The following is a 24095-nucleotide window of genomic DNA, read 5'->3' on the forward strand; positions in this document are numbered from 1 at the left end:
GCGGTTGCCAATGGGTCAGGTTAGTCACCCTGTGCTAGCATCACAACAGTGATATCACGCCTGTCAGCCATCGTTGGCAGGCAAGCCGGACTCGTGGATGACTACCGATACCTTTTCGCCCGCGCAAAACGCTCCATTTTCTTTCAGGCCTGCGCTGCTGCTGGGCCTGCTATGCTTTCTCGCCTCGCTGTTCTGCCTGGAACTGGCGGCGTTCGGTAACAAAATTTCGCCGATCTGGTACGCGTCCGCCATTATGACGGTGGCGGTTTTCCGCTGCCGGGGTCCTTCTCTGGCGCTCATACTGGCGGCCTGTCTATTCGGCACGCTGTGCGCTAACCTGCTGATGTTCGGACTGCACTGGTCGCTGCTCGCTTTCTCACTGATTAATCTGCTGCAGGGGTTAACAGGCGGTCTGCTGCTGCGCATGCTGCTGCGTCCGGACGCGCCGCTCGATTCGCTGATGAGCTGGTGCAAAATGGTGGTGGCGGTCGGCATCCTGATGCCCCTGCTGGGCGCGCTGGCGGCGATCTGGTGGCTGCATATTATCGGCGGCGCGCCGACCCTGCATTTTTTCCTCACCTGGATACTGGCGGAAGTGATCGGCATGCTGGCGCTGGGGCCAGTATGCCTGCTGTGGCAGCCTGGCTATCTGCGTCAGCAGGCGCAGCAGCACGCGCTGCTGGAGCCGCTGGCGACGCTGGTCTTTTCGCTGCTGCTCTGCTGCCTGGCGCTGCGCTTTTTACCCTGGCCGTTTACCTTCGTTATCGTCATTCTGTTCTGGGCGGCGGTGCGCCTGCCGCGCCTGGAAGCCTTCTTTGTTTTTTTCGCTAATATTTCGCTGGCGTCGCTGCTGCTGGCGTTCAATCTGATCGAGCTGCATACCGTCAATTCCGCCTTCAGGCTTACCGCGCCCTGGCTGCCTTTTCTGCTGGTGCTGATTCCGAGCCATATCATGACGATGGTGATGTTTTCGTTCCGCGAAGAGAAAAAGCATATCAGCGAAAGCGAACAGCGCTTTCGCAACGCGATGGAGTACTCTGCCATCGGCATGGCGCTGGTGACGCCGAACGGCAACTGGCTGCAGGTGAACCAGGCGCTTTGCCGTCTGCTTGGCTATCAGCCGCACGCGCTGCAAAAGCTGAGCTGGCAGCAAATCACCTGGCCTGACGATCTGGCCGCCGATCTGCAACAGGCGGAAAGCCTGCTGCGTGGCGAACAAAACTATTACACGCTGGAAAAACGCTATATCCGTCAGGATGGCGAGGTCGTTTGGGTGTTGCAGGCCGTTTCGCTGATGCGCGATCTGGAGGGCAACCCACTCTACTTTATTTCGCAAATTGAGGACATCAGCGGCCTGAAACAGAGCCAGGCGGAAAACCAGCGGCTGATGGAGCGCATCACGCTGGCTAACGAGGCGGGCGGCATCGGCGTCTGGGAATGGAACGTCGCCACGAATGAAATGAGCTGGGATAAGCGCATGTTCGCCATTTATGAACTGGAGCTTACCGATCGCCCAACGTATAAATTCTGGCTGAGGCGCCTGCATCCCGACGACCGTCCGATGGCGGAGGAAGCGGTGCGGCGCGCGCTGGAAGAGGGAGAGCCTTTTACCCTGGAGTGCCGTATCCTTACCCGCCACGGCATTCGCTATATTCGCTCGCAGGCTGACAGCCTGCTCAGTCCTGAAGGCGACATCACCCGCATGCTGGGCATCAATCAGGATGTCACCGAGCTGCGCATGCTGACCGAAGCGCTCTATCAGGAAAAAGAGCGCATGCATATTACGCTTGATGCGATTGGTGAAGCGGTGATCAGCACCGACGAAGAACTGCGCGTCACCTTTATGAATCCGGTGGCGGAGCAGATGAGCGGCTGGACGCAGGAACAGGCGGAAGGCAAGCCCATCAGCGATATACTGCGCATCACGCACGGCGCCCACGGCCCGGAAATGGAAAATATCCTGCGCAGCAACCTGCCGCAGAATGCGACCGTCACCGAACTGGACCGCGATCTGATCCTGCATAACGCTTCCGGCGAGCAGTTCGCTATTCACTACAGTCTGACGCCGCTGAAAACCCTGACGGGAGAAAATATCGGCAGCGTGCTGGTGATTCAGGACGTCAGCGAATCGCGCGAAATGCTGAAGCGTCTGCACTACAGCGCCTCTCACGATATGCTGACGCGCTTGCCGAACCGCACCAGCTTTGAGCATCAGCTGAAGCGGCTGCTGCTTTCCGCCGCAGAGCAGCAGCACGTGCTGGCGTTTATCGATCTCGATCGCTTTAAGGCGGTAAACGACAGCGCCGGCCACGCCGCTGGCGACGCCCTGCTGCGCGAGCTGGCCGAGATAATGAGTCATCTGCTGCGCGGCAACGATTTTCTGGCGCGGCTCGGCGGCGATGAATTCGGCCTACTGCTGCCCGATTGCGGCATAGGGGACGCCAGCAACGTCGTGCAGCGCATCGTCACCGCCATTAACGACTACCGTTTCCTGTGGGAAGGCAAGCTGCATCGTATCGGCGCCAGCGCGGGCCTGACGCAAATCGACGCCCATAACAACCACAGCAGCGAAGTGCTGGCGCAGGCCGATCTCGCCTGCTATAACGCCAAGCATAACGGCCGCGGCCAGCTGTCGGTTTACGAAACGCGCCTGCAGCAGTCGCAGGCGGTTACGCTCTCCCATGAAGATATCGTCAGATTAATTGAGCAGCCGATGCGCTGGCAGGCCTGGGCGGTCTGCGCGCCGCATACGACGCAGTCGGCTAACTTCCATCTGTTGCAGCCGCGCCTTACCGACAGTCAGGGACATGAAATCGATGTTGAGGCGTTCCGCGCCAGCCTGGCGGATGAAGCACTGTGCGAGCGGCTCGATCGCGCCCTGCTCGACAGCTTTTTCAGCCGTCATGCGACGGGGGTCGCCCATAAAGCGTTGAATGTCGTCCTGCCGCTGTCGGGGGAAAGCCTGCTCAATTCGCGCACGCTGAGCCAGCTGATCGACACGCTGGCCGCCGGCCCGCTGCGCGGCGAACGGGTGATCATCAGCCTCGAAACCAGCGCGCTGTTGAACCATACCGAAGCGCTGCGGCCGGTGCTGCTGCAACTGCGCCAGCTGGGCTGCCCTATTCTGCTGCGTCATTTTGGCCGTAATCTGGAGGCGTTCGAGCGTTTGCCGCAGGCAGATATCGATTTCCTGCAACTGGCGCCGGATCTGATCGCCAACGTGCATTTCAGCCTGATGGATGAAATGTTGGTCTCGATTATTCACGGGCAGGCTCAGCGGCTGAATATCGCCACCGTTGCCGGGCCGGTGGAACTGCCGGTCGCCCTGACCACGCTGGCGAGCATCGGCATCAACGCGGTCTGGGGACCGGCGGTCAACGGCGGCGAGCCGCTATGCGCGCTGCTGGAAAATAGCTTTTTCGCCATTAAATGATCCTCACCGCACAATCACGCGCGAAACATTTGCCAGTGCCGATCGGCTCCGGTAAAGTCACCCCCTTTTTTTGCTGAGGGGATATTCTGTGTTTATCGGTTTCGATTACGGAACGGCTAACTGTTCTGTCGCGGTGGTTGAAAATGGCGCGCCACGGCTGCTCAAACTGGAAAAGGATTCTCCTTATCTGCCTTCAATGCTTTGCGGCCCGACGCGCGAAGCGATCAGCGAATGGCTGTTTCGCCATCACCAGGTGCCGACGCCTGAAGCGGAAAACCAGGCGCTGCTGCGCCGCGCTATCGCCTTCAACCGCGACGAAGATATCGACGTCACGCCCGGCAGCGTCCATTTTGGCCTCGACGCGCTGGCGCAATATATGACCGACCCTGAAGAGGTCTGGTTCGTTAAATCTCCAAAATCCTTTCTCGGCGCCAGCGGCCTGAAGCCGCAGCAGATCGCCCTGTTCGAAGATCTGGTCTGCGCCATGATGCTGCATATCCGCCAGACGGCGGAACGGCAGCTGGACTGCGCCATCGATCAGGCGGTGATCGGCCGTCCGGTCAACTTCCAGGGACTGGGCGGCTCGGACGCCAATCAGCAGGCGCAGGGCATTCTGGCGCGCGCCGCCAGCCGCGCCGGTTTTCGTGACGTGGTTTTCCAGTTTGAACCGGTCGCCGCCGGGCTTGATTTCGAAGCGACGCTGAATGAAGAAAAGCGGGTGCTGGTGGTGGATATCGGCGGCGGGACCACCGACTGCAGTATGGTGCTGATGGGCCCACAGTGGCGCAACAGCGCCGATCGCGCCAGCAGCCTGCTGGGGCACAGCGGCTGTCGCGTCGGCGGCAACGATCTTGACATCGCGCTGGCCTACAAAGAGCTGATGCCGCTGCTCGGTCTGGGCGGCGAAACGCAGAAAGGCACCGCCCTGCCCGCTTTGCCATGGTGGAACGCGGTGGCGATCAACGACGTGCCGGCGCAGAGCGATTTCTACTCCTCCGCCTGCCGTAAACTGTTACAGGATTTGATCCGCGACGCCCGTCAACCGGAAAAGGTGCAGCGTCTGCTGAAAGTCTGGCAGCAGCGTCTCAGCTACCGTCTGGTGCGCGCGGCGGAAGAGAGCAAAATCGCCCTTACCGATCTGCCGGAGGTGAGCACCGCGCTGACGTTTATCGAAGCGGGCCTGGCGACGGACGTCGACCGCGCAGGGCTTGAAACGGCGATCGCCGCGCCGATTGAGCGCATTCAGGAGCAGGTCAGGCTGGCGCTGGAGACCAGCGGCACCACGCCGGACATAATCTATCTCACAGGCGGCAGCGCGCGCTCGCCGCTGCTGCGTCAGGCGTTGCAGCGGCAGCTGCCGACCATTCCGCTGGCGACCGGCGACGATTTCGGCTCCGTTACCGCCGGGCTGGCGCGCTGGGCGCAGATCGTTTTCGCCTGACGTCCGCTGGGTTGGCCCGTTCGGGCTGACCCATCTCCTCTCCGCACTGTTCAGCGCGCTTTCATCGTTCAGGGCGCAACCATCGCCGTCGCGCCCGATGCTTTACCACATTTAACGCTTTTTCTTTCCCGGCGCGTGGTAGCATTTTGTCTCTTGTCTTAGCGAAGAGATAACCTGTCGTGAGCCTGTGGGGTCTTAATTTTCAACAGCTTCTGGCTATTGCGCTGCTGCTGGTTCTGCTCTGGCGTTACACCGGCATGATGATTTGCCTGGCGGTCATCACGCTTGGCGCCTCGGTCTGGCGCTTTTATTACAGCGAACCCACGCCCGCGATGCTGGTGCTGCTGATGGTCGGCGGCGCGCTGGGAATGCTCTGTTTCTGCGTCGAACGTTATCGTACGGCGCGCGCGCCGTCGCGGTTTCCGCGCTAACGCCATAAAAAATGCGCCCGCAGGCGCATTTTTTTACCGCCGTCCTCAGTAACGGCTGGCCTGCGCCAGCTTGTCGATTTCATCAAGATTCAGCCGCAGCGTCGCCGCTTTCACCAGCTCATCCACCTGTTCCAGCGAGGTTGCGCTGACGATCGGCGCGGTAATATCGGGACGGGCGATCTGCCAGGCAAGCGCCACCTGAGCCGGCGTGACGTTGCGCGCCTGAGCGGTCTCGTCCAGCGCCTGCAGGATGCGCAGCCCGCGCTCATTGAGATATTTTTCCACCACGCCCTGACCGCGCGCGCTCTTGCTGGCGTCTTCCGGCCGACGGTATTTGCCGCTCAGGAAGCCGCTGGCCAGCGAGTAGTAGTTAATCACGCCCAGACCGTTCTCCTGCGCCACCTGCGCCAGCCCGCTTTCATACTCCTGGCGATCGTAGAGGTTATATTCCGGCTGCAACGTTTCATAGCGCGCCAGATTATTCTGCTCGCTGACCTTCAGCGCTTCCGTCAGGCGGGCCGCTGAATAGTTAGAGGCGCCGATCGCACGCACCTTCCCTGCGCGAATCAGATCATCGAACGCCTTCAGCGTCTCCTCCAGCGGCGTCTGCTCATCGTCGCGATGCGCCTGGTAAAGATCGATATAGTCGGTTTGCAGACGACGCAGAGAATCCTCAACCGCCTGACGGATATATTTCGCGGAGAGGCCGGTTTTTTCCGGCGACATCTCCATACCCACCTTGGTCGCCAGAACGATCTTGTCGCGCTTGCCGGTTTTTTTCAGCCAGTTGCCAATGATGGTTTCTGATTCGCCACCCTGATTGCCCGGCGCCCAGCGGGAATACACATCAGCGGTATCGATGAACCACAGCCCTTTTTCTACCAGCGCATCCAGCAGAGTAAAAGAGGCGTTCTGATCGACAGTCCAGCCAAACACGTTGCCGCCAAAGGTAAGCGCCGGTACTTCGATGCCGCTGCGACCCAACTGACGGGTTTCAATCTGACTCATCATTGTTCTCCTTAATTAATATATTGCCAACCTGTTGATGAGCGTAGCAAACAACCCGGCTTCTGCTTTGTCGTTTTCTGGCGCAGCTTATGCGTAAAGGAAATGACTGGCCACGCAAATTTGTCTCATCGCGCCGGATGGCGGATACTTACGCCAGCCTTACGGCGACCTTACAGTAATTCTTAATTCCTCCATTTTTTTATCTTATTTAATGACTAAACTGGTCACCTTTGCGGGCCGTGGCCTTGACGACCCGCCAGGACCTTTGACTACACTGCCGGAGAGCAATAAACCGCAATGAATGCCTCACGCCGTACTTCGAAAAAAATTTTGCTGCTGATCCTTATCGCGCTGGTCGCCGTCGCTGGCTACTTCCTGTGGCCGCGCGGCAGCGACGGCGGCGCTGAAAACGGGCAAAACGCGGGCGGTCAGACGCAGCAGCGCGGCAAAGGCGGCCGACGCAATATGCCGCTGGCGCCGGTGCAGGCGGCCACCGCAGAGACACAGAGCGTGCCGCAATACTTTTCCGGGCTGGGCACCGTCACCGCCGCCAATACCGTTACGGTGCGCAGCCGCGTCGACGGACAACTGATGGCGATCCATTTTCAGGAAGGACAACAGGTTAAGGCGGGCCAGCTGCTGGCGGAGATCGATCCACGTCCTTTTCAGGTCGCGCTCACCCAGGCGCAGGGACAACTGGCGCGCGATAAAGCGACCCTCGCCAACGCCCGGCGCGATCTGGCGCGCTATGAAAAACTGGCGAAAACCAACCTGGTTTCGCAGCAGGAGCTGGATACACAGCGTTCACTGGTGAGCGAAACGCTCGGCACCATTAAGGCGGACGAAGGCAGCGTCGCCAGCGCCGAACTCAACCTGAGCTACAGCCGCATCACCGCGCCGATAGATGGACGGGCCGGCCTGAAGCAGGTAGATATCGGCAACTATATTTCCAGCGGCGACACCACCGGGCTGGTGGTGCTGACGCAAACGCACCCGATCGACGTGCTGTTCAGCCTGCCGGAAAACACCATCCAGGCGATTATTCAGGCGCAAAAGGCAGGTCAGCCGCTGCGGGTGGAAGCCTGGGATCGCAGCAACAGCACGCTGCTGACGCAGGGCGAACTGCTGAGCCTGGACAACCAGATCGATACGACGACCGGCACCATCAAACTCAAAGCGCGCTTCAGCAATGAAGATGACCGCCTGTTCCCCAATCAGTTTGTTAACGCGCGTCTTAAGGTCAACACGCTGCACGACGCGGTGGTGATCCCGACCGCCGCTCTGCAGATGGGCAACGAAGGCAATTTCGTCTGGGTAGTGAACAGCGACAATAAGGTCAGCAAAAAAAGCGTGACGCCGGGCCTGCAGGATAGCCAAAAAGTGGTGATCAGCGCCGGACTGGACGCGGGCGAGCGCGTGGTGACCGACGGTCTCGATCGCCTGACGGAAGGCGCGACGGTGGAAGTGGTGGCGCCGCAGTCAACGCCGCTTGCCAGCGAAAAAGCGACCCAGCCGGCAAAAGGCAGTCACGCTAAAGGAGATCGCGGTTGATGCAGGTGATGCCTCCTGTCGCCACCGGCGGCCCGTCCCGTCACTTTATTCTGCGTCCAGTGGCCACCACGCTGTTGATGGTGGCGATTCTGCTGGCCGGTATCCTCGGCTATCGCTTCCTGCCGGTCTCCGCGCTGCCGGAAGTGGACTACCCCACGATTCAGGTGGTGACGCTCTATCCCGGCGCCAGTCCCGATGTGGTGACCTCGGCGATCACCGCGCCGCTGGAGCGTCAGTTCGGTCAGATGTCCGGGCTGCAACAGATGTCGTCGCAAAGCTCCGGCGGCGCGTCGGTGGTGACGTTGCAGTTCCAGCTGACGCTGCCGCTCGATGTGGCGGAGCAGGAAGTGCAGGCGGCGATTAACTCCGCCACCAACCTGCTGCCGAGCGATCTGCCGAACCCGCCGGTCTACAGCAAGGTAAACCCGGCCGATCCGCCGATCATGACGCTGGCGGTGACCTCCACCAGCATGCCGATGACGCAGGTGCAGGATATGGTGGAAACCCGCATCGCGCAGAAAATTTCTCAGGTCAGCGGCGTCGGTCTGGTGACCCTCTCCGGCGGCCAGCGTCCGGCGGTGCGGGTGAAAATGAACGCGCAGGCGCTCGCCTCGCTCGGTCTCGACAGCGAAACGGTGCGTACCGCCATCGCCAACGCCAACGTCAACTCGGCGAAAGGCAGCCTGGATGGGCCGGAGCGCGCCATTACTCTTTCGGCGAACGATCAAATGCAGTCGGCGGAAGATTATCGCCAGCTGATCGTCGCTTATCGCAATAACGCTCCGGTGCGGCTTGGCGACGTCGCCACCGTGGAACAGGGCGCGGAGAACAGCTGGCTCGGCGCCTGGGCCAACCGCCAGCAGGCGATTGTGCTCAACGTGCAGCGTCAGCCGGGCGCCAACATTATCGCCACCGCAGACAATATCCGCAGCCTGCTGCCTGAGCTGACCGCCTCACTGCCCAAATCGGTGGACGTAAAGCTGCTTTCCGACCGCACCACCAATATCCGCGCCTCGGTGCATGACGTGCAGCTGGAGCTGATACTGGCGATCGCGCTGGTGGTGATGATTATCTATCTGTTTCTGCGCAACGTGCCCGCCACCATTATTCCCGCCGTGGCGGTGCCGCTGTCGCTGATCGGCACCTTTGCGGTGCTCTATCTGCTCGGCTTTTCGATCAATAACCTGACGCTGATGGCGTTGACCATAGCCACCGGCTTCGTGGTGGATGACGCCATCGTGGTGATCGAAAATATCTCCCGCTATATCGAACAGGGCGAAAAGCCGCTGGCGGCGACGCTGAAAGGCGCGGGCGAGATCGGCTTTACCATTATCTCCCTCACCTTCTCGCTGATTGCGGTGCTGATCCCGCTGCTGTTTATGGGGGATATCGTTGGCCGCCTGTTCCGCGAGTTCGCCGTGACGCTTGCGGTAGCGATCCTGATCTCCGCCGTGGTCTCGCTGACGCTGACGCCGATGATGTGCGCGCGCATGCTGAGCGCGGAATCGCTGAGGAAACAGAACCGCTTCTCGCGCGCCAGCGAAGCGATGTTCGATCGCATTATCGCCCTCTATGGCCGTTTGCTGAAGCGCGTGCTGAACCATCCGTGGATAACGTTGGGCGTGGCGCTGGCGACGCTGGTGCTGACGGTGCTGCTGTGGGTATTGATCCCGAAAGGCTTCTTCCCGGTGCAGGATAACGGCATCATTCAGGGCACCCTGCAGGCGCCGCAGAGCGTCTCTTACGCCAGCATGGCGCAGCGCACGCGCGACGTCGCCTCGATTATTGAACGCGACCCGGCGGTGCAGAGCGTCACCTCGTTTGTCGGCGTCGACGGCACCAATCCGGCGCTCAACAGCGCCCGCGTGCAGATCAACCTCAAGCCGCTGGATGAGCGCGACGACCGTATCCCGGCGGTGGTGGCGCGTCTGCAAAGCGCGGTAGCGCGGCTGCCTGGCGTCACGCTCTGGCTACAGCCGGTGCAGGATCTTACTATCGACACCCAGCTGAGCCGCACGCAATATCAGTTCACTTTGCAAACCGGCTCGCTGGATTCGCTCAGCGAGTGGGTGCCGCAGCTGCTGGCGCGTCTGCGCACGTTGCCGCAGCTGAAGGATGTCAGCAGCGACTGGCAGGACAAAGGGCTGGAGGCATACGTGAAGGTCGATCGCGACAGCGCCAGCCGCCTTGGCATCAGCATGAGCGATATCGATAACGCGCTCTATAACGCCTTCGGCCAGCGCCTGATTTCGACGATTTATACGCAGGCCAACCAGTATCGCGTGGTGCTGGAGCAGGATACCCGTCAGTCGCCGGGGCTGGCGGCGCTGAACGATATCCGCATCGCCACCAGCGACGGCGGCGCGGTGCCGCTCAGCACCGTGGCGCAGGTGGAGCAGCGCTACGGCGCGCTGGCGGTGAATCACCTCGATCAGTTCCCCTCCACCACCTTCTCGTTCAACCTCAACGAGGGCTACTCGCTGGGCGAAGCGGTGAAGGCGATCGGCGAAGCGGAGAAAGATCTGGCGATGCCGTCGGAGATAATGACCCGTTTCCAGGGCAGCACGCTGGCGTTTCAGGCGGCGCTGGGCAGCACGGTGTGGCTGATCGTCGCGGCGATCGTGGCGATGTATATCGTGCTGGGCGTGCTGTATGAGAGCTTTATCCATCCCATCACCATTCTTTCGACGCTGCCGACGGCGGGCGTCGGCGCGTTGCTGGCGCTGATGCTCAGCGGACACGAACTGGATGTGATCGCCATTATCGGCATTATTCTGCTGATCGGCATCGTGAAGAAAAACGCCATTATGATGATCGACTTCGCTCTCGCCGCCGAGCGCGAACAGGGCAAATCGCCTTATGAAGCGATCTATCAGGCCTGCCTGCTGCGCTTCCGCCCGATTCTGATGACGACGCTGGCGGCGCTGCTGGGCGCGCTGCCGTTGATGATCAGCACCGGCGTCGGCGCGGAGCTGCGGCGTCCGCTCGGCATCGCGATGGTCGGCGGCCTGATCCTCAGTCAGGTGCTGACGCTGTTCACCACGCCGGTGATCTACCTGCTGTTCGATCGTCTTGCGCACTACGCGCGCCGTCGTCTGCAACGTGGGGAGGCGCGTTCGTGAAGTTTTTCGCGCTGTTTATCTGGCGTCCCGTGGCCACCTGCCTGCTGACGCTGGCGATTGCGCTGGTCGGCATTCTCGGTTTTCGCCTGCTGCCGGTGGCGCCGCTGCCGCAGGTCGATTTTCCGGTAATCATGGTCAGCGCCTCGCTGCCGGGCGCCTCGCCGGAGACGATGGCGTCGTCAGTGGCGACGCCGCTGGAGCGCTCGCTGGGCCGCATCGCCGGGGTCAGCGAAATGACCTCCACCAGCTCGCTGGGCAGCACGCGCATCATTATGGTGTTTGACTACGACCGCGACATTAACGGCGCGGCGCGCGACGTGCAGGCGGCGATCAACGCGGCGCAGAGCCTGCTGCCGAGCGGAATGCCGAGCCGCCCAAGCTGGCGTAAGGCCAACCCCTCCGACGCGCCGATCATGATTATGACGCTGACCTCGGAGGACTGGACGCCGGGCCAGCTTTACGACTACGCCTCGACGCAGCTGGCGCAGAAGCTGTCGCAGATCGAAGGCGTCGGCGACGTCACCGTCGGCGGCAGCTCGCTGCCCGCGGTGCGCGTACAGCTCAATCCGCAGGCGCTGTTTAATCAGGGCGTGTCGCTCGACGCGGTGCGCGCGGCGATCGCCGACGCCAACGTGCGTCGTCCGCAGGGCGCGGTGGAGAACGGCAACCAGCGCTGGCAGTTGAAAACCAACGACGAGCTGAAAACCGCCGCCGAGTATCAGCCGCTGGTGGTGCACTACAACAACGGCGCGGCAGTGCGGCTACAGGATGTCGCCACGGTGACCGATTCGGTGCAGGATGTGCGCAACGCCGGGATGACCAATGCCAAACCGGCGGTGCTGCTGGTAATCCGTAAAACCGCCGACGCCAACGTGATTCAGACCGTGGACCGCATCCGCGCGGAGATGCCGGAACTGCGCGAGATGATCCCCACCGCCGTCAGCCTGGCGATCGCGCAGGATCGCTCTCCGACCATCCGCGCCTCGCTGGAGGAGGTGGAGCAGTCGCTGGTGATCGCCGTCGCGCTGGTGATTCTGGTGGTGTTTCTCTTTCTGCGCTCCGGCCGCGCCACGCTGATTCCGGCGGTGGCGGTGCCGGTATCGCTGATCGGCACCTTCGCCGCCATGTATCTGTGCGGCTTTAGCCTGAATAACCTGTCGCTGATGGCGCTGACCATCGCCACCGGCTTCGTGGTGGATGACGCCATCGTGGTGCTGGAAAATATTTCCCGCCATATTGAAGCGGGAATGAAGCCGTTGCAGGCGGCGTTGCAGGGGGTACGCGAAGTCGGCTTTACCGTATTGTCGATGAGCGTCTCGCTGGTGGCGGTGTTTATTCCGCTGCTGCTGATGGGCGGCCTGGTGGGACGCCTGTTCCGCGAGTTCGCCGTCACCCTGTCGGTGGCGATTATGATCTCGCTGGTGATCTCCCTGACGCTGACGCCGATGATGTGCGCCTGGCTGCTGAAGGAGAAGCGCGAGGAGAAGCCGAAACGTTTCAATTTCAACCGGCTGCTGCTGGGCCTGCAAAGCGGCTATGGCCGTTCGTTGCAATGGGTGCTGGCGCGGGCGCGCTGGACGCTGCTGGTGCTGCTGGCCACCATCGGCCTGACGGTTTATCTCTACATCACCATTCCGAAAACCTTTTTCCCGGAACAGGATACCGGCCGGCTGATGGGCTTTATCTCCGCCGACCAGAGCATCTCTTTCCAGGCGATGCGCGGCAAGCTGGCGGACTTTATGAAAATCATTCGCGAAGATCCGGCGGTGGACAACGTCACCGGCTTTACCGGCGGATCGCGCACCAACAGCGGTTCGATGTTTATCTCGTTGAAGCCGCTATCCGAACGTCAGGAGAGCGCGCAGCAGATTATCGCCCGCCTGCGCGCCAAACTGGCGAAAGAGCCGGGCGCCAGCCTGTTCCTGATGGCGGTGCAGGATATTCGCGTCGGCGGACGTGAAGCCAACGCCAGCTACCAGTACACGCTGCTGTCGGACAGCCTGAGCGATCTGCGCGAATGGGAGCCGAAAATCCGTCAGGCGTTCAGCAAGCTGCCGGAGTTGACCGACGTCAGTTCCGATCAACAGGACAAAGGCGCGGAAATGGCGCTGATTTACGATCGCGAAAGCATGGCGCGGCTGGGCATTGACGTGTCGGACGCCAACGCCCTGCTGAACAACGCCTTCGGCCAGCGTCAGGTCTCCACCATCTATCAGCCGCTGAACCAGTACAAAGTGGTGATGGAGGTAGACCCGCGTTACACCCAGGATATCGGCGCTCTCGACCAGATGTTTGTCGTCAACGACGACGGCAAGGCGATCCCGCTCTCCTGGTTCGCCCGCTGGCAGCCCGCAAACGCGCCGCTGTCGGTGAACCATCAGGGGCTGTCCGCCGCCTCGACCATCGCCTTCAACCTGCCGGAAGGGGTGTCGCTGTCGCAGGCGTCGGAGACCATCGAGCGCACCATGACACAGCTCGGCGTGCCCGCCAGCGTGCGCGGCAGTTTCGCGGGCACCGCGCAGGTGTTCAAGGAGACGCAAAACAGCCAGCTCTGGCTGATAATCGCAGCCATCGCCACGGTCTATATTGTGTTGGGGATATTATATGAAAGCTATGTGCATCCGCTGACCATTCTGTCAACCCTGCCTTCGGCGGGCGTCGGGGCGCTGCTGGCGCTGGAGGGGTTTGGCGCGCCGTTCAGCCTGATCGCGCTGATCGGCATCATGTTGCTGATCGGCATCGTGAAGAAAAACGCCATTATGATGGTGGATTTCGCGCTTGAGGCGCAACGCAACGGCGGCCTGAGCGCGCGGGACGCGATATTTCAGGCGTCGCTGCTGCGCTTCCGCCCGATCCTGATGACCACGCTGGCCGCGCTGCTGGGGGCGCTGCCGCTGGTGTTAACCAGCGGCGACGGCGCGGAGCTCAGGCAACCGCTGGGGATCACCATTGTCGGCGGTCTGGTGATGAGCCAGCTGTTAACGCTCTACACCACGCCGGTGGTCTATCTCTATATGGATAAGCTGCGTCGACGCAAACAGCCGCTGACGGTCACCGGCTAACCGCCGCCGGGCCGAACGGCCCGGTCGTTCGACGCGCAACAGAGGCGAATTATGAAGCAAGCACAATCCGCATCGGTACGCTGGCAGTTATGGATCGTCGCCGTCGGCTTTTTTATGCAGACGCTGGACACCACCATCGTTAATACCGCCCTGCCCTCGATGGCGCGCGATTTAGGCGTCGACCCGCTGCAAATGCATTCGGTGGTCGTCTCCTACGTGCTCACCGTCGCCGTCACGCTGCCGCTCAGCGGCTGGCTGGCGGACCGCTTCGGCGTGCGCAACATCTTCTTTACCGCCATCGTGCTGTTCAGCCTCGGCTCGCTGTTCTGCGCGCTGGCCGGATCGCTGGATCAGCTGGTGCTGGCGCGCGTGCTACAGGGGTTCGGCGGCGCGATGCTGGTACCGGTGGGCCGCCTGACGGTAATGAAGATTGTGCCGCGCGAGCAGTATATGGCGGCGATGACGTTCGTCACGCTGCCGGGCCAGATCGGTCCGCTGGTCGGCCCGGCGCTGGGCGGGGTGCTGGTGGAATACGCCAGCTGGCACTGGATCTTCCTCATCAACCTGCCGGTCGGCGTTCTCGGCGCGATAGCCACGATGACGCTGATGCCGAACTATTCATTACAGACGCGCCGCTTCGACTTTTCCGGCTTTCTGCTACTGGCGGCGGGCATGGCGACGCTGACGCTGGCGCTTGACGGCCAGCACGGCTCCGGCAGCTCGCCGCTGGCGCTGGGGCTGCTGATCCTCGCCGGGGTTTTTTCACTGCTGTTCTACCTGATGCACGCGCGCAACAACGATAACGCGCTGTTCAGCCTGAATCTGTTCGACAACCGCACCTATTCCATCGGCCTGCTGGGCAGCCTGACCGGCCGCATCGGCAGCGGCATGCTGCCCTTTATGACGCCGCTGTTTTTACAGCTTGGGCTGGGCTACAGTCCGTTTCATGCCGGGCTGATGATGATCCCGATGGTGCTGGGCAATATGGGCATGAAGCGGATTGTGGTGCAGATCGTCAACCGCTTCGGCTATCGCAACGTGCTGGTCGGTTCGACGCTGGCGCTGGCGGTCGTGGTGCTGCTGTTTCCGCTGGTGGCGCTGATGGGCTGGGTCTGGGCGCTGCCGGTGGTGCTGTTTTTACAAGGTATGGTCAACGCCATCCGCTTCTCGTCGATGAATACCCTGACGCTGAAGGAGCTGCCGGATAACCTCGCCTCCAGCGGCAACAGCCTGCTGTCGATGATTATGCAGCTGGCGATGAGTATCGGCGTCACGCTCGCCGGTTTGCTGTTGGGCGCCTTCGGCCATCATGCCGCAGCCGACAGCGAGATGGCGCATGAAACCTTTATCTATACCTGGCTTTGCGTGGCGCTGGTAATCGCGCTGCCCGCGCTGGTGTTCTGGCGCGTGCCGAAACAGTTCAGTAAAAATGCGGCGCTGGGCCGTGGGAGATCGTCACGTTAATGGAGAGACTGCGTTTTGGCATCAGCGCGAAACTGTTTTGCGCCATTTTTTCTACCTGCATGCTGGTGCTGATCACTATGCACTGGGGCGTGCGCCTCAGCTTCGAGCATGGTTTTATCGACTACATCAAACGCGGCAACGAGCAGCGGCTGACGCTGCTGAGCGAGGCGCTGGCGGATCAGTATCAGCAGCACGGCAGCTGGGCGTTTTTACGCAACAACAACCGGCTGATGTTTTCGATCCTGCGTTCGCTTGAGCAGAACCCCGATGCCAATACGCATCTGCCGCCGCACGGCTGGCGCACCCAGTTCTGGATTATCGATCAGCGCTATCGCGTGCTGGTCGGCCCGCATTCGCCGGTGCCGCCGGAGGGCATTCGCCATACCATCACCACCGACAGCGGCCATGTGGTTGGCTGGGTCATCGGCTCGCCGCCGGAGCGTCTGACGCGCAGCGCCGACATTAATTTCGATCGGCAACAGCGGCGCACCAGCTGGCTGATCGTCGGGCTGTCGACGCTGCTGGCGGCGGCGGTCACCTGGCTGATGTCGCGCGGCCTGCTGGCGCCGGTGAAGCGGCTGGTGGCGGGCACGCACCAGCTCGCCGCCGGGCACTTCACCAGCCGGGTGGCGGTCAGCAGCAACGATGAGCTGGGACGGCTGGCGCAGGACTTTAACCGTCTCGCCAGCTCGCTGGAAAAGAATGAGAGCATGCGCCGCGCCTTTATGGCGGATATCTCCCATGAGCTGCGCACGCCGCTGGCGATCCTGCGCGGCGAACTGGAGGCGATGCAGGACGGCGTACGCAAGCTGACGCCGGAGGCGGTCAGCTCGCTGCTGATGGAGGTCGCCACCCTTACCAAGCTGGTGGACGACCTGCACCAGCTGTCGCTGTCGGACGAAGGCGCGCTCGCCTACCGTAAAAGCCCAACCGACCTGGCGGCGCTGCTGGAGTTGGTCGCCGGCAACTTCCGCGCGCGCTACGCCAGTCATGGGCTGACGCTGCGGCTGGCGCTGCCGGAGCAGGCGCCCTTTTTCGGCGACCCTGACCGGCTGATTCAGCTGTTCACCAACCTGCTGGAGAACAGCCTGCGCTATACCGATCGCGACGGCACGGTGAGCCTGGCGCTGCACGCCACCGCCTCAGGCTGGCGCCTGCTGATTGACGATTCCGCGCCGGGCGTGGCGGACGCGCAGCGCGAAAAGATTTTCGAACGCTTCTGGCGCTCCGAAGGCTCGCGCAATCGCGCCAGCGGCGGCTCCGGGCTGGGTCTGGCGATCTGCCGTAATATTGTCGAAGCGCATGGCGGCGCGATGTCTGCGGATCACTCTGATTTAGGTGGACTGCAAATCAGGGTAGAATTGCCGCACGATAAACTGTGAATAGCCAGCGATGAATGAATTTACCCATCCGTTGATTCTGATAGTGGAAGATGAGCCGAAGATCGCTCAACTGATGATTGATTATCTGCAGGCGGCCAACTACCGTACACACCATCTGGCGCGCGGCGATGAGGCGATCGCCTTTATTCAGCAGACGCCGCCCGATTTGATGCTGCTGGATCTGATGCTGCCCGGACTGGACGGCCTCTCCGTCTGCCGCGAGCTGCGACGCTTTTCCGATCTGCCGGTGATTATGGTGACCGCCAAAATCGAGGAGATCGATCGTCTGCTGGGGCTGGAGATCGGCGCGGACGACTATATCTGCAAACCGTTCAGCCCACGCGAGGTGGTGGCGCGGGTGAAAACCATCCTGCGCCGCTGCCGCCGCACGCCGGAGGAGAACGCTGCGCCGTCGCCGCTGGTGATCGACGAAGCGCGCTTTCAGGCGAGCTGGGACGGCAAAACGCTCGATCTTACGCCCGCGGAGTTTCGCCTGCTGAAAACCCTGGCGCAGGAGCCGGGCAAAGTCTTTTCACGCGAGCAGCTGCTCAACCATCTCTATGACGATTACCGCGTGGTAACCGACCGCACCATCGACAGCCATATTAAAAACCTGCGGCGCAAGCTGGAGGCGCTGGATGCCGATCAACCCTTTATCCGCGCGGTCTACGGGATGGGCTACCGCTGGGAAGCGGATCTGTGTCGTTTGATCTAGCGCAATTTACATCATGGGTTCAGCGGCTTAGAATTCTTCACCTTTAACGGGCCGTCAATTTTTCTGACGTCGCCCGTCCGCAATATCTGACCTGACATCAGACTGAGAACGCTATGTTTAAACCGGAACTCCTTTCCCCGGCCGGCACGCTGAAGAATATGCGTTACGCCTTCGCCTACGGCGCAGACGCTGTATACGCCGGTCAGCCACGCTACAGCCTGCGCGTGCGCAACAATGAATTCAACCATCAGAACCTGGCGCTGGGCATCCAGGAAGCGCATGCGCTGGGCAAAAAGTTTTATGTGGTGGTGAATATCGCGCCGCATAACGCCAAGCTGAAAACCTTTATCCGCGATTTGCAGCCGGTGATCGATATGCAGCCGGACGCGCTGATTATGTCCGATCCCGGCCTGATTATGATGGTGCGCGAGGCGTTCCCGCAGATGCCGATTCACCTGTCGGTGCAGGCCAACGCGGTCAACTGGGCGACGGTGAAGTTCTGGCAGCAGATGGGGCTGACGCGCGTGATCCTGTCGCGCGAGCTGTCGCTGGAGGAGATTGAAGAAATTCGTCAGCAGGTGCCGGAGATGGAGCTGGAGGTTTTCGTCCACGGCGCGCTCTGCATGGCCTATTCCGGTCGCTGCCTGCTTTCCGGCTACATTAACAAGCGCGACCCCAATCAGGGCACCTGCACCAATGCCTGCCGCTGGGAGTATAAGGTGCAGGAAGGCAAAGAGGATGAGATCGGCAATATCGTTCATCAGCATGAACCGATTCCGGTACAGGACGTGACGCCGACGCTCGGCGCCGGTCAGCCGACCGACAAGGTGTTTATGATCGAAGAGGCGATGCGTCCCGGCGAATATATGACCGCCTTCGAGGATGAACACGGCACCTACATCATGAACTCCAAAGATCTGCGCGCCGTGGCGCACGTTGAGCGTCTGACGCGCATGGGCGTGCATTCGCTGAAGATCGAAGGCCGCACCAAATCCTTCTATTACTGCGCGCGCACCGCGCAGGTCTACCGCCGCGCGATTGACGACGCCGCTGCCGGGAAACCGTTCGACCCGACGCTGCTGGAGACGCTGGAAGGGCTGGCGCACCGCGGCTATACCGAAGGCTTCCTGCGCCGCCATACTCACGACAGCTATCAGAACTACGACTACGGCTATTCCGTGTCCGATCGCCAGCAGTTTGTCGGCGAGTTTACCGGCGAACGACGCGGCGAGCTGGCGCAGGTGGAAGTGAAAAACAAATTCGCCCTAGACGACAGCCTTGAGCTGATGACCCCGGCGGGGAATCTGCATTTCACCCTGACGGCGCTGGAGAATAACAAAGGCCAGCCGGTCGAGGTGGCGCCGGGCAATGGACATATCGTCTGGCTGCCCGTGCCGGCGGATCTTGATATTCAATTCGCTCTGCTGATGCGCAACCTGAACGGCACCACCACGCGCAATCCGCACGGCGAGGCGAAAAGCATCGCAGCGAATTAATTTCCCGCCGTTACGGATCTTAGAATCCGATCACATTAGCCGGCGCGGTTTGCAGTTAACATCGCGCTTGCTAAAACGAGCAAAAATAAACAGCAGTCTGTACCAGGAACCACCTCCTTCGCCCGCCCGGCTCCCCCGTGCGGGTTTTTCTTTGCGTACTGCTCTTAAAGCGTCCCCCGCCCGCACCGCTTTTTTCCGCTTCTGTGCTATAAACTCAGGGATACTGCGTAATTTGCTGCCAAGGGAAATAGCATGGAAAAACAGGCTTTGACACTGGTGATCCTGAATGGAAAAGGCGCCGGCAATGAGGCGCTGCGCGAAGCGATCTCTGCGCTGCGTGAGGAAGGCCATCCGATCGCGGTGCGCGTCACCTGGGAACAGGGCGACAGCGAACGTTATCTGCAGGAAGCGGTACAGCTCAACGCCGCTACGGTCGTGGCGGGCGGCGGCGACGGAACCATTAATGAACTGGCGAACGCGCTGGTAAAAATCCCGGCGGCGGCACGTCCGGTGCTGGGCATTCTGCCGCTCGGCACCGCCAACGATTTTGCCACCAGCGCGGGCATTCCTGAAGATCCCGAAGCGGCGCTGCGGCTGGCAATCGTCGGCGAAGCCGTCAATATTGACCTGGCGTGCGTGAATCAGACGCGCTACTTCCTCAATATGGCGACCGGCGGCTTCGGCACCCGCATCACGACCGAAACGCCGGAAAAGCTGAAGTCGGCGCTGGGCGGCGTCTCCTACTTTATTCACGGACTGATGCGTATGGATACGCTGAAGGCGGACAGCTGCGCCATCAACGGCCCCAACTTCGCCTGGACCGGCGATGCGCTGGCAATCGGCGTCGGCAATGGTCGTCAGGCGGGCGGCGGTCAGCGTCTTTGCCCGCGCGCCCTGATCAACGACGGCCTGCTTGATTTAAGCGTCGTCACCTCGCAAGAGCTGCTTTCTACGCTGCTGCACTCAATAACCAGCGACGAACAGAACCCGAATATCATCGCCGCGACCCTGCCGTCGCTGACAATCACATCCCCAAACGAGATGACCTTTAATCTGGACGGCGAGCCGCTCAGCGGCACCAGGTTCCATATCGAAGTCCTTCCCGGCGCGCTGGCCTGTCGTCTGCCGCCGCAGTGCCCACTGTTAACCTGATCGTTCTCCCGCCCGCCGCTCTGCCAGGGCGGGCGCCTCGCCTTTTCTCTGCTCCGCCGGTTTGCCCCCTCTCACGTTTTTATGCTGCGCCGCGCAGTGAATAAGCCTTTTCGTCGCGCATTACCGCGCAGCAATTTGTAAAAACTGTGTGATCACGATCGATCATTCGCCCTTCTTTACTTGTATGGTAGTACGGCGACGCTTAAATTTCAGGCATTCACTGTCGCAATCCATAAAGGTCGAAAAATGAAGATTGTTAAAGCCGAAGTATTTGTTACCTGCCCCGGCAGGAATTTTGTCACGCTTAAAATCACCACGGATGAAGGCCTTACCGGCATTGGCGACGCCACGCTTAACGGGCGCGAACTGCCGGTCGCCTCCTACCTGAAAGATCATATCTGTCCGCAGTTGATTGGCCGCGACGCCCATCAGATCGAGGATATCTGGCAGTTTTTCTATAAAGGCGCCTACTGGCGTCGCGGGCCGGTCACCATGTCCGCTATCTCCGCCGTGGATATGGCGCTGTGGGATATCAAAGCCAAAGCGGCCAATATGCCGCTTTATCAGCTGCTGGGCGGCGCCTCGCGCACCGGCGTTATGGTCTACTGTCACACCACCGGCCGCACTATCGACGAAGTGCTGGATGACTATGCGCGCCATAAAGAGATGGGCTTTAAAGCGATCCGCGTGCAGTGCGGCGTGCCGGGCATGAAAACCACCTACGGCATGTCGAAAGGCAAAGGCCTGGCGTATGAGCCCGCCACCAAAGGCGACTGGCCGGAAGAACAGCTCTGGTCGACAGAGAAATATCTCGATTTCACGCCGAAGCTGTTTGAAGCGGTGCGCGAGCGCTTCGGCTTCGATGAGCATCTGCTGCACGATATGCACCACCGTCTGACGCCAATCGAGGCCGCCCGCTTCGGCAAGCGTATCGAAGATTACCGCCTGTTCTGGATGGAAGATCCGACGCCAGCAGAGAATCAGGAGTGCTTCCGCCTGATCCGCCAGCATACCGTCACGCCGATCGCCGTCGGCGAAGTCTTTAACAGCATCTGGGACTGCAAACAGCTGATTGAAGAACAGCTGATCGACTATATCCGCACCACCATCACCCATGCAGGCGGCATTACCGGCATGCGCCGCATCGCCGATTTCGCCTCGCTCTATCAGGTGCGCACCGGCTCGCACGGCCCGTCCGATCTCTCGCCAATTTGCATGGCGGCGGCGCTGCATTTCGACCTGTGGGTGCCTAATTTCGGCGTGCAGGAATATATGGGCTATTCCGAACAGATGCTGGAGGTTTTCCCCCATAGCTGGAGCTTCGATAACGGCTATATGCATCCGGGCGAGAAGCCAGGCCTCGGCATCGAATTCGACGAGAAACTGGCGGCGAAATATCCCTGGGAATCAGCCTATCTGCCGGTAGCGCGCCTTGAAGACGGCACGTTGTGGAACTGGTAAGGAGACAAGCATGAAAAGCGTTGTCATTGAACAACCGGGCGAGCTGCGTATACAAACGCGTCCGCTGCCGGAACCCGCCTCAGGCGAAGTGCGGGTAAAAGTGCGCTACGCCAGCATCTGTGGCTCCGACGTGCATATCTGGCACGGCCATAATCCGTTCGCACGCTACCCGCGCGTGATCGGCCATGAATTTTTCGGCGTGATCGACGCCGTCGGCGCGGGCGTTGACGCCGGACGTATCGGCGAACGCGTGGCGGTCGATCCGGTGGTGAGCTGCGGCCACTGCTATCCCTGCTCCGTCGGGCGTCCCAACGTCTGCCGCGAACTACAGGTGATCGGCGTTCATCGCGACGGCGGCTTCAGCGAATATGCCGTGGCGCCGGCCAGCAATGCGTATCGCGTCCCGGACAGCATCCCCGATAAGCTCGCCAGCCTGATTGAGCCGTTCACCATCGCGGCCAATATCACTGCGTTTTTGCAGCCTGCCGCGCAGGATGTGGCGCTGATCTACGGCGCCGGGCCGATGGGGCTGACGGCGATTCAGGTATTGAAAGGGGTATACGGCGTACGCCAGGTGCTGGTGGTCGATCGTCTGCCGGAACGTTTGGCGCTGGCGCAACAAAGCGGCGCCGACGCGGTCTTTAATAACAGCGAGGTGCCGCTGGCCGCGCAGCTGGAAGGCGTACAGCCGACGCTGATTATCGACGCCGCCTGCCATCCTGCGATTCTGGCAGAAGCGGCGGCGCTTGCTTCTCCGGCGGCGCGCATCGGGCTGTTGGGCTTCTCCGCCGAGCCCTGCACCGTGACGCAGCAGAGCCTGACCAGCAAAGAGCTGTCGCTGTTCACCTCGCGCCTGAACAGCCACCGATTCTCGCAGGTTATCGACTGGATCGAGCGCGGCGCTATTCAGCCGGAAAAACTGGTCACGCACTACTTCCCGCTGGCTCAGGTCGAGCAAGCGATGACGCTATTCGAGAAAGACCCACGTACCTGTTGCAAAGTCATTTTGTCCATTGAATAAGCCAGGGGTTGGGCGGCAGCGCCGCCCTTCCATTAATTATTATAATTATCAAACGATTACGGAGTTACCATGTTCAAGAACTTGCGCTGGACCATCGTACTTCTACTGTTTCTGGTCTACATGATCAATTACCTCGATCGTGTCGCCCTCTCGCTGACGGTGCCGATGATCGAAAAAGATCTGATGCTGAATGCCGAGCAGTTCGGCATGATCTTCGGCAGCTTTTTCTTCGGTTACGCCCTGTTTAACTTTATCGGCGGCCTCGCGACCGATAAATATGGCCCGACGCTGGTGCTGGGCATTGCCGTAGGCATGTGGTCGCTGTTCTGCGGGCTGACCGCCCTCGCCACCGGTTTCTGGTCGATGCTGATCCTGCGCGTGCTGTTCGGCATGGCGGAAGGACCGATCTGCGCCTCGGCCAATAAGGAGATTAACGGCTGGTTCCCGAAAAAACAGGCGGCGACCGCCATGGGCTTTCTTAGCGCCGGATCGCCGCTCGGCGGCGCGGTGGCCGGGCCGATTATCGGCTATCTGGCGTTGGCATTCGGCTGGCGTCCCGCATTTGTCATTATCTGCTCTATCGGCATCGTCTGGATGATCGTCTGGTTCTTTGTCGCCGCTGACAATCCGGCGCGCAGCAAACGCGTCTCCGACGAAGAGCGCGCGCTAATCGAAAAATTGAAAGAGGCGCAGCCAGGCGATGAACCTGAACTGGCGCAGGCTTCGCACGGACTGGGCTACTATCTGCGCCAGCCGATTATCCTGGTCACCGCCTTCGCCTTCTTCTGCTACAACTACATTCTGTTCTTCTTCCTGAGCTGGTTTCCGGCCTATCTGGTACAGGCGCACGGGCTGGATATCAAATCGATGAGCATGACTACCGTGATCCCGTGGATTGTCGGCTTTGTCGGCCTGGCGCTGGGCGGCTGGATCTCCGATAAGATTTTCAACATCACTGGCCGGCTGCTGCTGTCGCGAAAAATTGTGCTGGTGGTCGCGTTACTGGCCGCCGCCCTTTGTGTCGCGCTGGCCGGTACGGTAGAAGGAGTAACGTCTGCGGTGCTGCTGATGTCGATCTCGATCTTCTTCCTCTATATCACCGGCGCTATCTACTGGGCGATTATTCAGGACGTGGTGCATAAGAGCCGCGTTGGCGGGATCAGCGGTTTTATTCATCTGGTAGGCAGCGTGTCAGGGATTATCGGCCCGATCGTCACCGGCTTTATCGTGCAGCATACCGGCAAATTCGATAGCGCATTTGTGTTGGCCGGCGTGATTGCCGCGCTTGGCGCTTTCCTGGTGCTGTTCGTGGTGAAAAGCCCGAAAGCCAGCAGCAAACCTGTTTCCGTCTAATTT

The 24095-nt window shown here is 60.8% G+C and carries 15 protein-coding genes; 14 read left to right on the plus strand and 1 reads right to left on the minus strand.

What is annotated here, in order from left to right; translation table 11 throughout:
- Positions 1 to 97: 97 nt before the first annotated feature.
- From C2E16_RS13770 to C2E16_RS13780, 3 genes are all read left to right on the plus strand, one after another.
- Entirely contained in the window at positions 98 to 3433 is a 3336-nt protein-coding gene (locus C2E16_RS13770; protein WP_084970816.1) for a diguanylate cyclase, read from the plus strand.
- Between the two features lie 88 nt (positions 3434 to 3521).
- The gene (yegD, locus tag C2E16_RS13775; RefSeq protein ID WP_084970818.1) at positions 3522 to 4874 is read left to right on the plus strand and encodes a molecular chaperone; all 1353 of its coding nucleotides are present in this window, start codon (positions 3522 to 3524) and stop codon (positions 4872 to 4874) included.
- Between the two features lie 179 nt (positions 4875 to 5053).
- Positions 5054 to 5305, plus strand: coding sequence for a hypothetical protein (locus C2E16_RS13780; protein ID WP_038625267.1), 252 nt, complete (start codon positions 5054 to 5056; stop codon positions 5303 to 5305).
- A 45-nt stretch (positions 5306 to 5350) separates the two neighbouring features.
- Here the strand turns inward: C2E16_RS13780 and C2E16_RS13785 are convergent, their stop codons facing one another.
- Positions 5351 to 6313: an aldo/keto reductase gene (locus C2E16_RS13785; protein ID WP_104951537.1), complete on the minus strand. Its 963-nt coding sequence runs from the start codon at positions 6311 to 6313 to the stop codon at positions 5351 to 5353.
- Positions 6314 to 6610: 297 nt separating this feature from the next.
- Between C2E16_RS13785 and C2E16_RS13790 the strand changes: the two genes are divergently transcribed.
- The 11 genes from C2E16_RS13790 (at position 6611) to C2E16_RS13840 (ending at position 24092) form a co-directional block, all read left to right on the plus strand.
- Complete coding sequence (locus C2E16_RS13790) at positions 6611 to 7864, plus strand: MdtA/MuxA family multidrug efflux RND transporter periplasmic adaptor subunit (protein ID WP_038625265.1); 1254 nt, start codon at positions 6611 to 6613, stop codon at positions 7862 to 7864.
- Complete coding sequence (locus tag C2E16_RS13795; protein WP_038625264.1) at positions 7864 to 10986, plus strand: MdtB/MuxB family multidrug efflux RND transporter permease subunit; 3123 nt, start codon at positions 7864 to 7866, stop codon at positions 10984 to 10986. The genes C2E16_RS13790 and C2E16_RS13795 overlap by 1 nt, the downstream gene beginning before the upstream one ends.
- Positions 10983 to 14048, plus strand: a complete 3066-nt coding sequence (gene mdtC, locus C2E16_RS13800; protein WP_038625263.1) for a multidrug efflux RND transporter permease subunit MdtC — start codon at positions 10983 to 10985, stop codon at positions 14046 to 14048. Before C2E16_RS13795 ends, mdtC begins: the two co-directional genes overlap by 4 nt.
- A 51-nt stretch (positions 14049 to 14099) precedes the next feature.
- On the plus strand, positions 14100 to 15512 hold the full coding sequence (mdtD, locus tag C2E16_RS13805) for a multidrug transporter subunit MdtD (RefSeq protein WP_084971130.1): 1413 nt from the start codon (positions 14100 to 14102) through the stop codon (positions 15510 to 15512).
- A complete protein-coding gene (gene baeS / locus C2E16_RS13810) occupies positions 15512 to 16894 on the plus strand; it encodes an envelope stress sensor histidine kinase BaeS (protein WP_038625261.1) in 1383 nt (460 codons plus the stop codon). Before mdtD ends, baeS begins: the two co-directional genes overlap by 1 nt.
- A gap of 10 nt (positions 16895 to 16904) precedes the next feature.
- Positions 16905 to 17609 (plus strand): envelope stress response regulator BaeR, encoded by a 705-nt coding sequence (baeR, locus tag C2E16_RS13815; RefSeq protein WP_104951538.1) that lies wholly within the window; start codon positions 16905 to 16907, stop codon positions 17607 to 17609.
- Between the two features lie 113 nt (positions 17610 to 17722).
- Positions 17723 to 19105 carry a prephenate-dependent tRNA uridine(34) hydroxylase TrhP gene (trhP, locus tag C2E16_RS13820; RefSeq protein WP_038625259.1) on the plus strand — a complete coding sequence of 461 codons (1383 nt, stop codon included), beginning with the start codon at positions 17723 to 17725 and terminating at the stop codon, positions 19103 to 19105.
- A gap of 252 nt (positions 19106 to 19357) precedes the next feature.
- Entirely contained in the window at positions 19358 to 20257 is a 900-nt protein-coding gene (gene yegS / locus C2E16_RS13825; RefSeq protein ID WP_084971132.1) for a lipid kinase YegS, read from the plus strand.
- Positions 20258 to 20503: 246 nt separating this feature from the next.
- Entirely contained in the window at positions 20504 to 21718 is a 1215-nt protein-coding gene (gene manD / locus C2E16_RS13830; RefSeq protein ID WP_084971134.1) for a D-mannonate dehydratase ManD, read from the plus strand.
- Positions 21719 to 21728: 10 nt separating this feature from the next.
- A complete protein-coding gene (locus C2E16_RS13835) occupies positions 21729 to 22739 on the plus strand; it encodes a Zn-dependent oxidoreductase (protein ID WP_038625256.1) in 1011 nt (336 codons plus the stop codon).
- Between the two features lie 69 nt (positions 22740 to 22808).
- Positions 22809 to 24092 (plus strand): MFS transporter, encoded by a 1284-nt coding sequence (locus tag C2E16_RS13840; protein WP_084971136.1) that lies wholly within the window; start codon positions 22809 to 22811, stop codon positions 24090 to 24092.
- The last annotated feature ends 3 nt before the right edge of the window (positions 24093 to 24095 follow it).

It is taken from the genome of Mixta calida, assembly GCF_002953215.1.
In the GTDB taxonomy this organism is placed as follows: domain Bacteria; phylum Pseudomonadota; class Gammaproteobacteria; order Enterobacterales; family Enterobacteriaceae; genus Mixta; species Mixta calida.